12 protein-coding genes are annotated in these 15,326 nt (G+C 61.9%); 4 read left to right on the forward strand and 8 right to left on the reverse strand.

What is annotated here, in order from left to right; all coding sequences use genetic code 11:
- Positions 1–26: 26 nt before the first annotated feature.
- The 3 genes from ACTJLB_RS11500 to ACTJLB_RS11510 form a co-directional block, all read right to left on the reverse strand.
- A complete protein-coding gene (locus ACTJLB_RS11500) occupies positions 27–884 on the reverse strand; it encodes a carbohydrate ABC transporter permease (RefSeq protein ID WP_020065196.1) in 858 nt (285 codons plus the stop codon).
- On the reverse strand, positions 874–1,812 hold the full coding sequence (locus ACTJLB_RS11505) for a carbohydrate ABC transporter permease (RefSeq protein WP_027775665.1): 939 nt from the start codon (positions 1,810–1,812) through the stop codon (positions 874–876). The genes ACTJLB_RS11500 and ACTJLB_RS11505 overlap by 11 nt, the downstream gene beginning before the upstream one ends.
- 243 nt (positions 1,813–2,055) lie before the next feature.
- Positions 2,056–3,303: an ABC transporter substrate-binding protein gene (locus ACTJLB_RS11510; protein WP_020065193.1), complete on the reverse strand. Its 1,248-nt coding sequence runs from the start codon at positions 3,301–3,303 to the stop codon at positions 2,056–2,058.
- A 550-nt stretch (positions 3,304–3,853) separates the two neighbouring features.
- On the opposite strand from ACTJLB_RS11510, the gene zwf reads away from it, so the two are divergent.
- From zwf to ACTJLB_RS11530, 4 genes are all read left to right on the forward strand, one after another.
- Positions 3,854–5,317: a glucose-6-phosphate dehydrogenase gene (gene zwf, locus ACTJLB_RS11515; protein WP_088172948.1), complete on the forward strand. Its 1,464-nt coding sequence runs from the start codon at positions 3,854–3,856 to the stop codon at positions 5,315–5,317.
- Positions 5,318–5,366: 49 nt separating this feature from the next.
- Complete coding sequence (gene pgl / locus ACTJLB_RS11520) at positions 5,367–6,113, forward strand: 6-phosphogluconolactonase (protein WP_087751357.1); 747 nt, start codon at positions 5,367–5,369, stop codon at positions 6,111–6,113.
- Positions 6,091–8,007, forward strand: coding sequence for a bifunctional transcriptional regulator/glucokinase (locus ACTJLB_RS11525; RefSeq protein WP_027804181.1), 1,917 nt, complete (start codon positions 6,091–6,093; stop codon positions 8,005–8,007). Before pgl ends, ACTJLB_RS11525 begins: the two co-directional genes overlap by 23 nt.
- 160 nt (positions 8,008–8,167) lie before the next feature.
- On the forward strand, positions 8,168–9,094 hold the full coding sequence (locus ACTJLB_RS11530) for a bestrophin family protein (RefSeq protein ID WP_310065640.1): 927 nt from the start codon (positions 8,168–8,170) through the stop codon (positions 9,092–9,094).
- Between the two features lie 36 nt (positions 9,095–9,130).
- On the opposite strand, the gene ACTJLB_RS11535 is transcribed toward ACTJLB_RS11530, so the two are convergent.
- From ACTJLB_RS11535 to apbC, 5 genes are all read right to left on the reverse strand, one after another.
- Entirely contained in the window at positions 9,131–9,811 is a 681-nt protein-coding gene (locus ACTJLB_RS11535; protein WP_440783341.1) for a lysozyme inhibitor LprI family protein, read from the reverse strand.
- 92 nt (positions 9,812–9,903) lie between these two features.
- Positions 9,904–12,189, reverse strand: a complete 2,286-nt coding sequence (locus tag ACTJLB_RS11540) for an arginine/lysine/ornithine decarboxylase (RefSeq protein WP_020065187.1) — start codon at positions 12,187–12,189, stop codon at positions 9,904–9,906.
- Positions 12,190–12,276: 87 nt separating this feature from the next.
- Positions 12,277–12,846 carry a dCTP deaminase gene (gene dcd / locus ACTJLB_RS11545; protein ID WP_006048517.1) on the reverse strand — a complete coding sequence of 190 codons (570 nt, stop codon included), beginning with the start codon at positions 12,844–12,846 and terminating at the stop codon, positions 12,277–12,279.
- A gap of 337 nt (positions 12,847–13,183) precedes the next feature.
- Positions 13,184–13,717, reverse strand: coding sequence for a superoxide dismutase family protein (locus ACTJLB_RS11550; RefSeq protein WP_020065186.1), 534 nt, complete (start codon positions 13,715–13,717; stop codon positions 13,184–13,186).
- Between the two features lie 130 nt (positions 13,718–13,847).
- Positions 13,848–14,936, reverse strand: a complete 1,089-nt coding sequence (apbC, locus tag ACTJLB_RS11555) for an iron-sulfur cluster carrier protein ApbC (RefSeq protein WP_087751359.1) — start codon at positions 14,934–14,936, stop codon at positions 13,848–13,850.
- Positions 14,937–15,326: the final 390 nt, after the last annotated feature.

Raw genomic sequence — 15,326 nt, forward strand, 5'->3', positions numbered from 1 at the left:
CCGCGCTCGGATGGTCTAGCCTGGGTTCAACCCTTCACCGCGCCGGCCGTCAGGCCGCGCACGAAATAGCGCCCGGCGACGATGTAGACCAGCAAGGTCGGCAACGCGGCGATGATCGCGCCGGCCATGTCCACGTTGTATTCCTTCACGCCGGTCGAGGTGTTCACGAGGTTGTTCAGCGCCACCGTGATCGGCATGGAATCGACGCCGGAGAACACGATCCCGAACAGGAAGTCATTCCAGATCTGCGTGAATTGCCAGATCAGGCACACCATGAAAATCGGCAGCGAGACCGGCAGCAGGATCTTCGTGAAGATCGTGAAGAAACCCGCGCCGTCGATGCGCGCCGCCTTCACGAGTTCAGCCGGAATGCTGACGTAAAAGTTGCGGAAGAACATGGTAGTGAACGCGATACCGTAAATCACGTGCACGACCACCAGACCGGTCGTGGTGTTCGACAGGCCGAGAAAGCCTTCGAAACGCGCCATCGGCAAAAGGATCGCCTGAAACGGAATGAAGCAGCCGACCAGCAGCATCGTGAAGATCGGATCGGCGCCGCGAAAACGCCAGTGCGTGAGCACATAACCGTTGAACGCGCCGATGATCGACGAGAGCAGAACCGCCGGAATCACCATGCGCACCGAGTTCATGAAGAACGGCTGCATGCCGTCGCAACGCACGCCGGTACACGCACCGCTCCATGCCTTGATCCAGGGCTCCACGGTCCAGTGCGAAGGCGGCGTAAGCAGGTTGCCGGTGCGCAACTGGTCGATGTCCTTAAACGACGTCGACAGCATCACATACAGCGGAAACAGGAAGTACAGGGCAAACAGGACCAAGGCCGCGTAAATGACGGCACGGCTGATCGTCATCTTAGGCTGCATTGCGGGTGCTCCTCGATTCCAGATACATGAGCGGCACGAGCACGGCCACGACGGTTGCGAGCATCATCATCGACGATGCCGCGCCGACGCCGAGCTGCCCGCGATTGAACGAAAACGTGTACATGAAAATGGCAGGCAGCGACGACGAGGTGCCAGGACCGCCCGCCGTCAAGGCGACGACCAGGTCGAATGTCTTGATCGTGATATGGCAGAGAATCAGCAGCACCGAGAAAAACACCGGACGCATGCTCGGAATCACAATCTTGCGGTAGATGGTGGGCAGATTCGCGCCGTCCATCTGCGCGGCCTTGAAGATTTCACCGTCGACACCGCGCAACCCGGCAAGGAACAGCGCCATCACGAAGCCAGTGGACTGCCACACCGCCGCGATAACGACGCAGAAAATCGCCTTGTCGGGGTCGCCGAGCCAACTGAACGAAAAGCTCGTCCAGCCCCAGTCGTGGAAAACCTTTTCGAGGCCGATGCTCGGCGTCATGATCCATTGCCACGCCGTGCCGGTCACGATGAACGACAACGCCATCGGATAAAGAAACACGGCGCGCAGCGCGCCTTCATTGCGGATCTGCTGATCGAGCAGGATCGCAAGGAAGAGACCGAGGCCGATACAGATGCCGATGAACGGAATGCCGAACCAGCCGAGATTGGCTGCCGACGTCCAGAACACGTCGTTATCGAACAGTTCGCGATAACGGTCGAGACCGACAAATTCATAGCGAGGCATCAGCCGCGAATTGGACAGCGACAGATAGCCTGTGATGGCGATAAAACCATAGACGAATACCAGACTGATCACGACGCTGGGTGCGAGCACCAGCTTCGGAATCCAGCGATCGGCAAGGGCCGCCATGGGCGACACGCGGCGGGCGGCGCTGGCCGTTTTCCCGTTTCCGCTGATAGAAGCAGTCACTACTCGACTCCTGCTGAAACTGTACCGCTTGGCCACTCGCATCGACGCACACGGCCAACCGGCAACGTGAGAACGTGACAAACGCGAAGCCGCAACGGCATAGGTGTGACTCTATGAAACCCAGGGTGAAGCCGCTTGCATCGGGCTGCATCGGCTAAAGCGCACATCGCGCGACGCGAACCGACACCCTCAGCGGCGCGAAGCGGCGCGTCCGGTCCCGGACGCGCCGCTTCGCTACTTCACTTACTTGGTCTTCGCTGCCTTCGCGAGCGCCGCAACTGCGCTCTTCGAATCCTGCTGCGAGTTCATGAACTTCGTGACCACGTCGGAGATCGCGCCGGCTGCTGCATCGGGTTGAGCCATGCCGTGTGCGAGCGACGGCACATAGCCGCCCGACTTGATCGCGACCTGTTCATCCGCGTACGACTTCTTCGCGCAGTCGTCGAACTTCGCCATCGACACGCCCAGACGAACCGGAATCGAACCCTTGTTCAGGCTGAACTGTTCCTGGAACTCCGGCGACATGATGGTCTTCGCGAGCGCCAGTTGGCCCGGCGTTGCTGCCTTCTGACCTTTCTGCTGGAAGAACACGAACGAGTCGACGTTGAACGTGTAAGCCTTTTCCGTGCCCGGCACTGCTGCGCACACGTAGTCCGAGCCCGACTTCTTGCCGGCGTTGGCGAATTCGCCCTTCGCCCAGTCGCCCATGAACTGCATGCCGGCCTTGCCGTTGATGACCATTGCCGTAGCCAGGTTCCAGTCACGGCCCGTGCGGCCCGCGTCGAAGTAGCCCTGGATCTTGCGGACCGTGTCGAACACGCCGACCATCTTGTCCGAAGTCAGCGTCTTTTCGTCGAGGTCGACCAGCGCCTTCTTGTAGAAGTCCGCGCCTTGCGACAGAACCACGTCTTCCCACAGCGTCAAGTCTTGCCACGGCTGGCCGCCCATCGCGATCGGCTGGATGCCTGCCGCCTTCATCTTGTCGGCCACGGCGAAGAACTCAGGCCACGTGGTCGGCACCTTGCCGCCTGCCTTGTCGAGCGCTGCCTTGTTGATGTACAGCCAGTTCACGCGATGCACCGAGAACGGCGCAGCGACGTAGTGGCCGTCCGCGTGCATGATCTTGTCGATTTCCGGCGGCAGATTCTTCTTCCAGTCGCCGGCGACGGAGTCGATCGGCACCAGCACGCCTTGCGAAGCCCAATCCTGAATCAGCGGGCCCTTGATCTGCGCAGCGCTCGGTGCGTTGCCCGAGATCACCTGCGTCTTGAGTGCCGTCATGGCAGCCGCGCCCGCGCCACCTGCAACCGCAAAGTCCTTCCACGTGTAACCCTGCTTCGTCATGTCGTCCTTGAGGACGCCGACGGCTTTCGATTCACCGCCCGAAGTCCACCAGTGCAACACTTCGACCGACTCGGCAGCTTGCACGGCCGAGACGCCACACATCAGACCTGCGGCGCACAAAGCGCCCATGATCGCGCGAAATTTCATTGCTTATCTCCTCCAGACACCTGAACAAAAAACAAATGGCCCCTGATGTCGCCAGGGTGCTGTGGTTGGTTCAAACAGGCAAAACACTGGGCGATCGAGCACGGTCGGGCGCATGCGCGAGGCATGTGCCGGCGGACCGATGTCCGGCCGCTGGAAGCTCAAGAGATGAGTGGTTCGGGATGCAACTGACTGTCTCCTCTTTTGATTTTTGCCTGCCCGCTTCGCGCGGCAGACTCGAGGTGCCTTGCACGTCAACCGAGGAATCTGCTTGCCGGCCCTGCACTCCCCGGCTTTCCGTAACGGCTGCCGGGACAGGCTGGCCTATGCCGGCACGCAATGTCCGTTAACATGCAGGGGACGCCTGCCGATTCGCGAAAACGCGCAACTGACCTGACAGCGCACGCTTTTTTCATCGAATTAGCGCTACCTCTTGATTTGGATTGTAGTTAAACTACAATTCAGTGTCAAAAAATATTTTATCGGACTACGGTCGCCTTTTTCACGGCAGTGAACGGTCAGCGCGGCGGCCCCAGGACATCGACGGAGACTCATGCAAACCGATTCAAGCTTCACCTTCGTTCTCTTCGGCGGAACTGGCGATCTGTCGATGCGCAAGATTCTCCCCGCACTGTATGAAGCGCACCGTGCGGGCGGCATGCTGGCCGACAGCGGCAAGATCGTCGCGGTGGCGCGCCATGCTGCGGATCGCGGCGAGTACATCCAATGGGTCAACGAGCACGTCAAGCCGCATGTGTCGAAGAACGGTGTCGACGAAACGGCATGGTCCAGCTTTCTCGAACGCATCGAGTTCGTGAAGATCGACCTGGGCAATCCGGAAGACTTCGCGCTGCTGCGCGATGCGGTGAAAGACCTGCCCGGCATTCGCGTGTTTTATCTGGCTACCGGTCCGTCGCTGTTCGTGCCGATCTGCCGCGCGCTCGCGTCGGTGGGCCTGAACGAAAACGCGCGCATCGTGCTGGAAAAGCCGCTTGGCTACGACCTCAAGTCGTCGAATGCAATTAATGATGCGGTCGGCGAAATCTTCGCTGAAGAACAGATCTACCGTATCGACCACTACCTCGGCAAAGAACCCGTGCAGAACCTGCTGGCGCTGCGCTTCGGCAATGCGCTGTTCGAGCCGCTGTGGCGCCGCGAGTGGGTGGAAAGCATTCAGATCACAATTGCAGAAGAACTCGGTGTCGAGGCGCGCGGCGATTTCTACGACAATACTGGTGCACTGCGCGACATGGTGCAGAACCATTTGCTGCAACTGCTTTCGATCGTCGCCATGGAACCGCCGCATTCGATGGACTCCGACTCGGTGCGCGACGAAAAGCTGCGCGTGCTGCGCGCGTTGAAGCCAATCAATCCGCTCGACATCGGCAAGGTCGCGGTGCGCGGCCAGTACCATTCCGGCGTGATTCGCGGCACCGCGGTCCCCGCCTATGCGACGGAACCGGGCGTGAAGCCGAACAGCACGACCGAAACCTTCGTCGCGTTGAAGGTCGAGATAGAAAACTGGCGTTGGGCCGGCGTGCCCTTTTTCCTGCGCACGGGCAAAAGGCTTGCGGACCGCGTCGCGGAAATCGTCGTGAACTTCCGTGCGGTGCCGCATTCGGCGTTGGGTGCTTCGGCGTTGCGCGCAGGCGCTAATCGTCTGGTGATCCGCTTGCAGCCGAACGAAACGATTCGTCTGTACTGTCTCGCGAAGCAGCCCGGCGAAGGCATGAATCTCGCAAGCGTCCACCTGGATCTCGCGTTCGACCAGTTCTTCCGCGAAGGGCAGATGGAAGCGTACCAACGCCTCCTGCTCGACGTGATCAACGGCCGTCTCGCACTCTTCGTGCGGCGCGACGAACAGGAAGCTGCGTGGCGCTGGGTCGAACCGATTCTGAACGAATGGAAGGCTTCGAACAAACCGCCGAAGCCTTATGCTGCGGGCACATGGGGTCCTGCCGCCGCGAGCGCGATGCTTGCGCAGCACGGCACCTGCTGGCTCGAAGAAGAGAACTGATTCGCGGCGGATTTTCGCAGCTCTAACAAAAAAGCAGCACGGAGGAGAAGTGATCGAGCTTCACGCTTTCGATGATCAACGCGCCCAATCCGACGCGTTGGCGAAGGCCGTAGGCGACGCGTTGCATGCATCGCTGGCCGCACAGACGGCAACGTCAGACGCCGGTATATCCGGCGCGTCCACAGCCGGTACGTCCACAGCCGGCGTGCGCCCGGCCCTGCTCGCCGTGTCCGGCGGCAGCAGTCCGCGCCCTTTCCTGCAGACGTTGTCCACCCAAAGCTTCGACTGGCCGCACATTGCGGTGACACTCGTGGACGACCGCTGGGTGCCCGAGACGGACAGCGCAAGCAACTCGCAACTGGTGCATGCCACGTTGCTGCAGAACGCCGCGAAGAACGCGACGTTCTGGCCGCTCGTCGACACCTCGCAGGATCTGCACGCCCACGTCGCCGCGCTGAACGCCGACGCGCGTTTCGCCAACGTGCCCGACGTCGCGATACTCGGCATGGGCGAAGACGGCCACACCGCGTCGATCTTCGCTGATGCGCCTGAATGGGATCACGCCATCAGCACGACTGAGCGCTTCGTCGCCGTGCATCCCGGCAGCGCGCCGCATGCACGCGTGAGCTGGTCGCTCTCCGCGCTCAAGGAAGTGAAGCATCTGTTTTTGCTGATTGCCGGACCGCGCAAGATGGACGTGCTGAACGCCGCCGCATCTTCGCTACAAAAAAATGCCATCTCGCAGTTGGCAAACGACAAGGGAGTGAGACTCGATGTCTACTGGTGTGCAAACTAAGGCTGTTCCGGGCGCGGGCCAGCACGCCGATGGACCGAGGCTGCTGGCCGACATCGGCGGCACGAATGCGCGCTTTGCGCTGGAAACCGGACCGGGCGAGATCGGCTCGGTGCACGTCTACCCGTGCGCGGATTACCCCGGCGTCGCTGAAGTTATCAAGAAGTACCTGAAAGACACGAAGATCGGCCGCGTGAATCACGCGGCGATCGCGATTGCGAACCCGGTCGACGGCGATCAGGTCAGCATGACGAATCACGACTGGAGCTTTTCGATCGAAGCCACGCGCCGTGCGCTCGGCTTCGACACGCTGCTCGTCGTGAACGACTTCACCGCGCTCGCCATGGCCCTTCCCGGCCTGACGGACGCGCAACGCGTGCAGGTCGGCGGCGGCACGCGCCGTCCGAACAGCGTGATCGGCCTGCTCGGTCCGGGCACCGGCATGGGCGTGTCGGGCCTGATTCCTGCCGACGACCGCTGGATCGCGCTCGGCAGCGAAGGCGGTCACGCCACATTCGCGCCGGCCGACGAGCGCGAAGACATCGTGTTGCAGTACGCGCGCAAGAAATGGTCGCATGTGTCGTTCGAACGCGTGGCCGCGGGGCCCGGCATCGAAGTCATTTACCGTGCGCTGGCAGGCCGCGACAAGAAGCGCGTAGCGGCAAACGTCGACACCGTCGAAATCGTCAAACGTGCGTTGGAAGGCGAGCCGCTTGCGGCTGAATCCGTCGACGTGTTCTGCGGCATACTCGGCACGTTTGCGGGCAATATCGCGGTCACGCTCGGCGCGCTCGGCGGCATCTATATCGGCGGCGGCGTCGTCCCGCGGCTCGGCGAATTCTTCGCGCGCTCGTCGTTTCGCAAACGCTTCGAGGCGAAAGGCCGCTTCGAGGCGTATCTGCAGAACGTGCCGACCTACGTGATCACCGCGGAATATCCGGCGTTTCTCGGCGTGTCCGCGATCCTCGCCGAACAGTTGTCGAATCGCGCGGGCGGCAGTTCGTCGGCCGTATTCGAGCGGATCCGGCAGATGCGCGACGCACTGACGCCGGCCGAGCGCCGCGTCGCCGATCTCGCGCTGAACCATCCGCGTTCGATCATCAACGACCCGATTGTCGACATCGCCCGCAAGGCCGACGTCAGCCAACCGACTGTGATCCGCTTCTGCCGCTCGCTCGGTTGTCAGGGTTTGTCGGACTTCAAGCTTAAGCTTGCGACGGGTTTGACCGGCACCATTCCCGTGAGCCACAGCCAGGTGCATCTCGGCGATACTGCGACGGACTTCGGCGCGAAGGTCCTCGACAACACCGTGTCGGCCATTCTGCAATTGCGCGAGCATCTGAACTTCGACCAGGTCGAACGCGCGATCGATCTGCTGAACGGCGCGCGGCGCATCGAGTTCTACGGACTCGGCAATTCGAACATCGTCGCGCAGGACGCGCACTACAAGTTCTTCCGCTTCGGCATTCCGACCATTGCGTACGGCGATCTGTACATGCAGGCCGCTTCGGCTGCGTTGCTCGGCAAGGGCGACGTGATTGTCGCCGTGTCGAAGTCGGGCCGCGCGCCCGAACTGCTGCGCGTGCTCGACGTCGCGATGCAGGCAGGCGCGAAGGTGATCGCGATCACGTCGAGCAACACGCCGCTCGCCAAGCGCGCGACGGTCGCGCTCGAAACCGATCACATTGAAATTCGCGAGTCGCAATTGTCGATGATTTCGCGAATTCTGCATCTTGTGATGATCGATATTCTCGCGGTCGGCGTGGCAATTCGCCGCGCCGTGCCGAGCGCGGACGTTGCGGAGACGGTGGCGAAAGCACGTCAAGGTGCCGACGACGACGCCACCGCAGTGCTCGACTGGCTCAGTCACGGCGCGGCTTCGTCGGCGCGCGATTGATGCACGATTGATGGTCGCATGAAGGCCGCGCCATGCCGTGGCCTTCGCCCAATTTCTGATATCCGGACCGAAGCATTGCCTGTGCGAGTACGCGCTTCAATGGCGCGACTCGAACAACAAGCGATAATAGAAACTCCATCGCTCACGGCAAAGCACACCGATGATCATCCGTCCGCATCTCCATTGGTTCCGCATGTTGCTCGCCTGGCGCGGCTCGGTGCTTCCGCAGTTGCTTCCCCGGCTCTTCCTTATTTTCGCGATTTCGGTCGTTGCGGTCGCGGCGCACGATCATCTGTTGCCCATCTCGCTGAACCTCAACACGACTGCGCCGTTCTCGCTCATCGGCATCGCTCTCGCGGTGTTTCTCGGCTTTCGAAACAACGCCAGTTATGACCGCTGGTGGGAAGCGCGCAAGCTCTGGGGCCAATTGCTGAACGACGCGCGTTCGCTCGCTCGCCAGGCGCTGACCTTGCGAACGACGCAGTTGCCGAACGAAAACCTGGCCGAGTTTTGCGCCGCGTTGGGCGCGTTGCCGCACGCACTGCGCCATCAGCTTCGCAGGAGCGATCCGCGCGAGGACCTCGCCGCACGCCTGCCGCCTGCGCTGTTCGAACGCGTTATGACATCGCGCTACAAACCGGCAACGTTGATGCTGGTTCTTGGCGAATGGGTGCAGCGCGAGGCGCAAAAGGGCTCAATTGATCCGATGGCCGTACTCGCGTTCGACCGGAATCTGAATGGTTTGTCGGATGTGATCGGCGGGTGCGAGCGCATCGCGTCGACGCCGTTGCCGTTTGCCTACTCGGTGATGATTCACCGCACGGTGTACTTCTTCTGTGCGTCGTTGCCGTTTGGACTCGTCGACAGCATCGGCATTTTTACGCCGGTGTTCGCGGTGTTCGTCGCGTACACGTTCATGGCGCACGAAGCGATCGCGTCGCAAATCGAGGAGCCGTTCGGCACCGACGACAACGACCTTGCGCTGAGTACCATGTCTCTCATCATTGAAGACGCTCTGCGCGATATGCGCGGCGAACCCGCGGTCGCGCTGCCCGACCCGCAAGCCGAAAGCTACGCGCTAACCTGAGCGCTCAGATGAGGCCGCGCCTGTCCGCTCGCAGGCCTAGTCGTTGCCGACTGTTTCCGACAAACGCTTGAGCGTCGCCACACGCGCACCGATGATGTCGATGCGGCCGCGTTCGTCGACGACCGGCGTCGTCGCGTTCAGATACGCGGTCCACGCCTTTTGTGCGCGCGTCAGCGTGGGACGCGAGCGCGCCGGCATCTTTGCCTGCAGACGGCGATAGTAGCGATTCAGGTCGAACATCGCGTGTTCGCAGCGCGCGTCCGCACGGCAAGCGCGCAGACGGCCCGGAGGATCGCCGCCACCCGCACTTGCTTTCGCGACCGCGCTGCGCAGCGCGAGAGCCCGGTCACGCACCGGCTGCAATTGCATATCGGCTTCGGCAAGCACATACATCGTGCCGCGCGTGGTGGCGAATACCGCCGCGAGCAGTTGAGTTTCTGCGTCGCGCGAAGCCTGCCAGCTTGCCTGACTCTTTTCCCACTGCTTGCGCCGTGCCGGCGGCAACTCCGGCTGCAACTGCTGCCATGCGTTGTCCATAGCGGTCTTCCAGCCGATGCGCGCAGTTTCCATGCACTGCACCTGCCCCATCGTCGACGACATATCGCTGCGTGCCAGACACGTGCGCATCGCCGCATCGATCGGATCGGCTGCGGCGACTTCCGCACGCGCGGCGAGCGGCGCGGCGCCGAGCAGCAGCGCGCAGGTCAACGTGCGCATCAGCGCGCGCTGTGCCGCTCGCACCCGAGCCGGCGCACGCGACTCGCGTCGCCGGCCTCGGTCGCTTCCGAGGAACGTCATGAAGCGCATTGTCAGACGCGTACGCAATCGACGAAATATTCGATGCGTCCGTTGATCATCTCGCCGACGAGCCCGTGAATGTCCGTGTGGAAACCCGGGAAACGCTCGTTGAATTCACGCGCGAATCGCAGATAGTTGACGATGGTCTTGTTAAAGCGCTCGCCCGGAATCAGCAACGGAATGCCCGGCGGGTACGGCGTCAACAGAATCGACGTGACACGACCTTCGAGTTCGTCGATGGGTACGCGGTCGATCTCACGGTGCGCGAGCTTCGCGAACGCGTCGGACGGCTTCATCGCCGGCTCCATGCTCGACAGGTACATCTCGGTCGTGAGACGCGCAATGTCGTTCGCGCGGTAGACGCTGTGGATCTGCTGGCACAGGTCGCGCAAACCGACACGCTCATAAGTCGGATGCAGCGCGACGAAGTCCGGTAACACGCGCCATAGCGGCTGGTTGTTGTCGTAGTCGTCCTTGAACTGCTGGAGCTCGGTCACCATCGAATTCCAGCGGCCCTTCGTGATGCCGATCGTGAACATGATGAAGAACGAATACAGCCCGGTCTTCTCGACGATGATGCCGTGCTCGGCGAGGTACTTCGTCACGATCGCGGCCGGAATGCCCGTCTCACCGAAACCGCCGTCCATGTCCAGACCCGGCGTGACGATGGTCGCCTTGATCGGATCGAGCATGTTGAAGCCTTCGGCAAGCGGTCCGAAACCGTGCCACGAATCGTTCGGGCGAAGCATCCAGTCTTCGCGCGAACCGATGCCTTCGTCGGCGAACTGGTCCGGGCCCCAGACCTTGAAGAACCAGTCGTCGCCGTATTCCGTATCGACCTTGGTCATCGCGCGGCGGAAGTCCAGCGCTTCCGCAATCGACTCTTCGACCAAAGCGGTGCCGCCGGGCGCTTCCATCATGGCCGCGGCCACGTCGCACGAAGCGATGATCGCGTATTGCGGGCTCGTCGACGTATGCATCAGATACGCCTCGTTGAAGCGGTGCTTGTCGAAGCGGCTGTTCTTCGAATCCTGCACGACGATCTGCGACGCCTGCGAAATACCGGCCAGCAGCTTGTGCGTGGAGTGCGTGGCAAAGACCATTGCGCCGATGCGCGGGCGGCCCGCGCCGATCGCATGCATGTCCTGATAGAACTCGTGGAACTCGGCATGCGGCAGCCACGCTTCGTCGAAGTGAAGCGTGTCCAGCCACTCGCCCAACATTTCCTTGATCATCTCGACGTTGTAAATCACGCCGTCATACGTGCTTTGCGTGATCGTCAGAATGCGCGGCTTGAGGTCGGGATTTTTCGCCAGCGCTTCGCGTGCGAACGGATTCGCCTCGATCTTTCTGCGGATGTTTTCCGGCTCGAATTCCGACCGCGGAATCGGGCCGATGATGCCGAAGTTGTTGCGCGTCGGCGTGAGGAAAACGGGAATCGCGCCGGTCATCGTGATCGCGTGAAGGATCGACTTGTGGCAGTTGCGGTCGACCAGCACGATGTCGCCCGGCGCGACCGTGCCGTGCCAGACGATCTTGTTCGAGGTCGACGTGCCGTTGGTCACGAAGAACACATGGTCCGCGCTGAAGATACGTGCGGCGTTGCGCTCGGAAGCCGCAACGGGGCCGGTGTGATCGAGCAGTTGACCGAGTTCGTCCACGGCGTTGCAGACGTCCGCGCGCAGCATGTTTTCGCCGAAGAACTGATGGAACATCTGGCCGAGCGGGCTCTTCAGGAACGCGACGCCCCCCGAGTGGCCGGGACAGTGCCACGAATACGAGCCTTCGTCCGCGTACTGCACCAGTTCCTTGAAGAACGGCGGCGCGAGCGAGTCCAGATAAACCTTGGTCTCGCGGATGATATGGCGCGCGACGAACTCCGGCGTGTCCTCGAACATATGGATGAAGCCATGCAGTTCGCGCAGGATGTCGTTCGGCAAGTGGCGGGACGTACGCGTTTCGCCGTACAGGAAGATCGGAATGTCCGCGTTACGGCGGCGCACTTCCGTCACGAACGCGCGCAGCGCGACGATGGCGGCCGCGAGTTCCGGCGTTTCCCCTTCAACCACGACGTTTTCGACGTAGGGCAGCAACTCGTCGTCGTCGATCGAAAGGATGAAGCACGACGCGCGGCTCGACTGCTGCGCAAACGAAGTCAGATCGCCGTAGCTCGTCAACCCGAGCACTTCCGCGCCTTCTTTCTCGATTGCTTCGGCCAAAGCCCGGATGCCGGAACCCGAGATGTTCTCGGAGCGGAAATCTTCGTCGATGATGACGACGGGAAAACGGAACTTCATGGGCGATTCTCCAAAAAGAACGACCGCTGCACTGGATAGATTGCAGCGGTCACCCTGTGTACCTGGTGGGTCAATGCGCTGCCGACGTCACGTCTTCGGCAACGTGACCCCGTGCTGACCTTGATATTTGCCGCCGCGATCCGCGTACGACGTTTCACAAATCTCGTCGCTTTCGAAAAACAGCACCTGGGCGACGCCTTCGTTCGCGTAGATTTTCGCAGGCAAAGGTGTCGTATTCGAGAATTCGAGCGTGACGTGACCTTCCCATTCCGGCTCGAACGGCGTGACGTTCACGATGATGCCGCAGCGCGCGTAAGTGGACTTGCCGAGACACACGGTCAGTACCGAGCGCGGAATGCGGAAATACTCGACCGTGCGGGCGAGCGCGAACGAATTAGGCGGGATGATGCAGACGTCGCCTTTGAAGTCCACGAACGATTTCTCGTCGAAATTTTTCGGATCGACAATGGTCGAGTTGATGTTCGTGAAGATCTTGAATTCGTCGGCGCAGCGAATGTCGTAGCCGTAGCTCGATGTGCCGTAACTGACGATCTTCCGGCCGTCTTCGGAGACGCGAACCTGATCGGGCACGAACGGCTCGATCATTTTGTGCGACTCGGCCATGCGCCGGATCCACTTGTCGGATTTGATGGTCATAGGTGAACGCTGCTCGACGTGAATAACAGGAGTGTGACGGATAACAACCCGGCGCGTGCCGGGCACGTTGCGGCCGGTTGTCCCACTTTCAGGGCCGGGTTTTGCCGGTGCGCTCCACAAGAAGCTGCCCGGCGCCGCACTGGCGATGACGCCGGCCGGCCGCCGCGGCGAAAGGCGCTTATTTTACGCGATCACGAGGATGCTGCCGCACATACGCGCCACTGATAAGCGCGAGGTAGCCGCCTGGGTTTGCTTTGGTCCGCTTTCGTCCGCGTTCCGGCCGCTTCAGGCCGCCTGGCCACGGGCTGGGGCAACGAGGCAACTACGCGGTAGCCCGTCATTGGCGGATCAAACCGCAAGCGAGTGCGGGACCCGCGCCATGTTGCGGATACGCGTAGGGATCGGTTGCGTCGTGATGGAGCAGCACCGCGCGTTGCAGGACCGAACGGATACCGTCGAGCGAGACGTCCGGGGCGACGATGAAGCCGGTTGCCACGCCGTTCGCGTCCGCATGAATGTTGCCGAGATCGCCTTCGACGCGCGCACCCGCCTTCAGACGCTCGGCAGCCGGCGAGAACACCTGGCCCGCGCTGGAGCCGTCGGTTGCGTTGCAGTCGCCGCGCTCGTGAACCTGAAGCGCGTGATCGCTGTTAGGCGGCAAGCCCGCGAGATTGTAGGTAACCTGAACGCCGTCCGAGCGCTCGATGAACGTAACGAGGCCGCGCGCCTGATTGCCCACGGTGGGCAGCAACTGCGCGTCGGCGCGCTTTTCCTGTGGTCTCAGGAAAGCGCTGCACCCGCATAACAGCATACTGCTGGCAGTCAGGACGATGAAAGCATGCACCGCCTGCCAGTCGATTCGTTTTCCCATGCGATCCTCGTGCCGGCTGGCGGCCGCCCCTGCGGTTGCCGAGCCGAACCTGTGAAGTCGACATGATACCGCGAGACCAGGCGCGAATAGACGCCCCCGGCCCCCTTTCGCCCGTCGTTCGAAGGGCTCGTCAGGTGTTCTGCACGACGATGTTGGGAAACTTGGACGTCATGTCGCGGGCGCGCTCGGCGATATGAACCGCGACCTTGCGCGCGATCGTGCGGTAAATCTCCGCAATGCGCCCTTGCGGATCGGCCACTACCGTCGGCCGGCCTGAGTCGGCCTGCTCGCGGATCGCAATGTCGAGCGGCAGGCTGCCGAGCACGTCGACGCCATATTCCTTACCCATGCGCTCGCCGCCTCCCGAGCCGAAGATATGCTCTTCATGGCCGCAATTCGAGCAGATATGCATGGCCATATTCTCGACAATGCCGAGAATCGGAATGCCGACTTTCTCGAACATTTTCAGGCCCTTGCGGGCGTCGAGCAGCGCAATGTCCTGCGGCGTGGTGACGATCACCGCGCCGGTCACCGGCACGCGTTGCGAGAGCGTTAACTGGATGTCCCCGGTGCCCGGCGGCATATCGACGATCAGGTAATCGAGATCGCGCCAGTTGGTCTGCCGCAGCAGCTGTTCCAGTGCCGACGTGGCCATCGGGCCGCGCCACACCATCGGGTTGTCCTGCTCGATCAGAAAGCCGATGGAGTTCGCCTGCAGACCGTGGCCCGTCATCGGGTTCATGGTCTTCTCGTCCGGCGATTCGGGGCGCCCTTCGATACCCAGCATCAGCGGCAGCGAGGGTCCGTAGATATCCGCGTCGAGTATGCCGACCGACGCGCCCTCGCTGGCCAGCGCCAGCGCGAGGTTAACGGCGGTCGTGCTTTTGCCGACGCCACCCTTGCCCGACGCCACGGCCACGATATTTTTAACATTCGGCAAGAGTTTCACGCCGCGCTGCACCGTATGCGCCGCGATTTCCTGCGACAACTGAATGTGCGTCTGCGCCACGCCCGGCACGGCCTGCAACGCGTCGGCGAACTGCTTGCGGATGGCCTCGAACTGGCGCATGGCCGGATAGCCGAGTACCACCGCGACGTTAACCGTGTCACCCTCCACGGCTACGTTTTTAATGTTCCTGGCTGCGGCATACGGCCGGCCGGTGTTGGGGTCAGTGACGGCTGCGAGGGCAGCGTCGACCAAAGCCCGATCGATACTCATTGACACTCCAAGGGAACACCTGCGGCGCGGCGCAATCGAAGCTTCGGCCACGCGCCGGAATTGCAAGAAATTGTTAGACAGCATTGCGAAAACCAGGCGTGCCGGGCACCCTTTGGGCCGGCGGACGCCGTGGGGCCGCATCGCTGCGTGCGCCAGGCTTTATTGTAGTGGCTCACGTCGAGCGCTGCCGGAAGACCCTTCTTCATTGTCGGACCGGGACTGAAGAACGCGTGGGGTTTTCCGCCTGGCTTGCGTGTCCCTTTGGTTGTTCGCACTGTCGAGCAGTCTGTTCTGGTGCCGTGACGTTCGCCACGCAGGCTCTAGCGCCACGGACGCTTCACCCGCGCGCGTTACTCGCGCGCTTTATTCGCGTCATTCGCTTTACTCGAA

The sequence above is a fragment of the Paraburkholderia sp. 22098 genome, from assembly GCF_052045935.1.
GTDB classification, from domain to species: Bacteria; Pseudomonadota; Gammaproteobacteria; order Burkholderiales; family Burkholderiaceae; genus Paraburkholderia; species Paraburkholderia caledonica.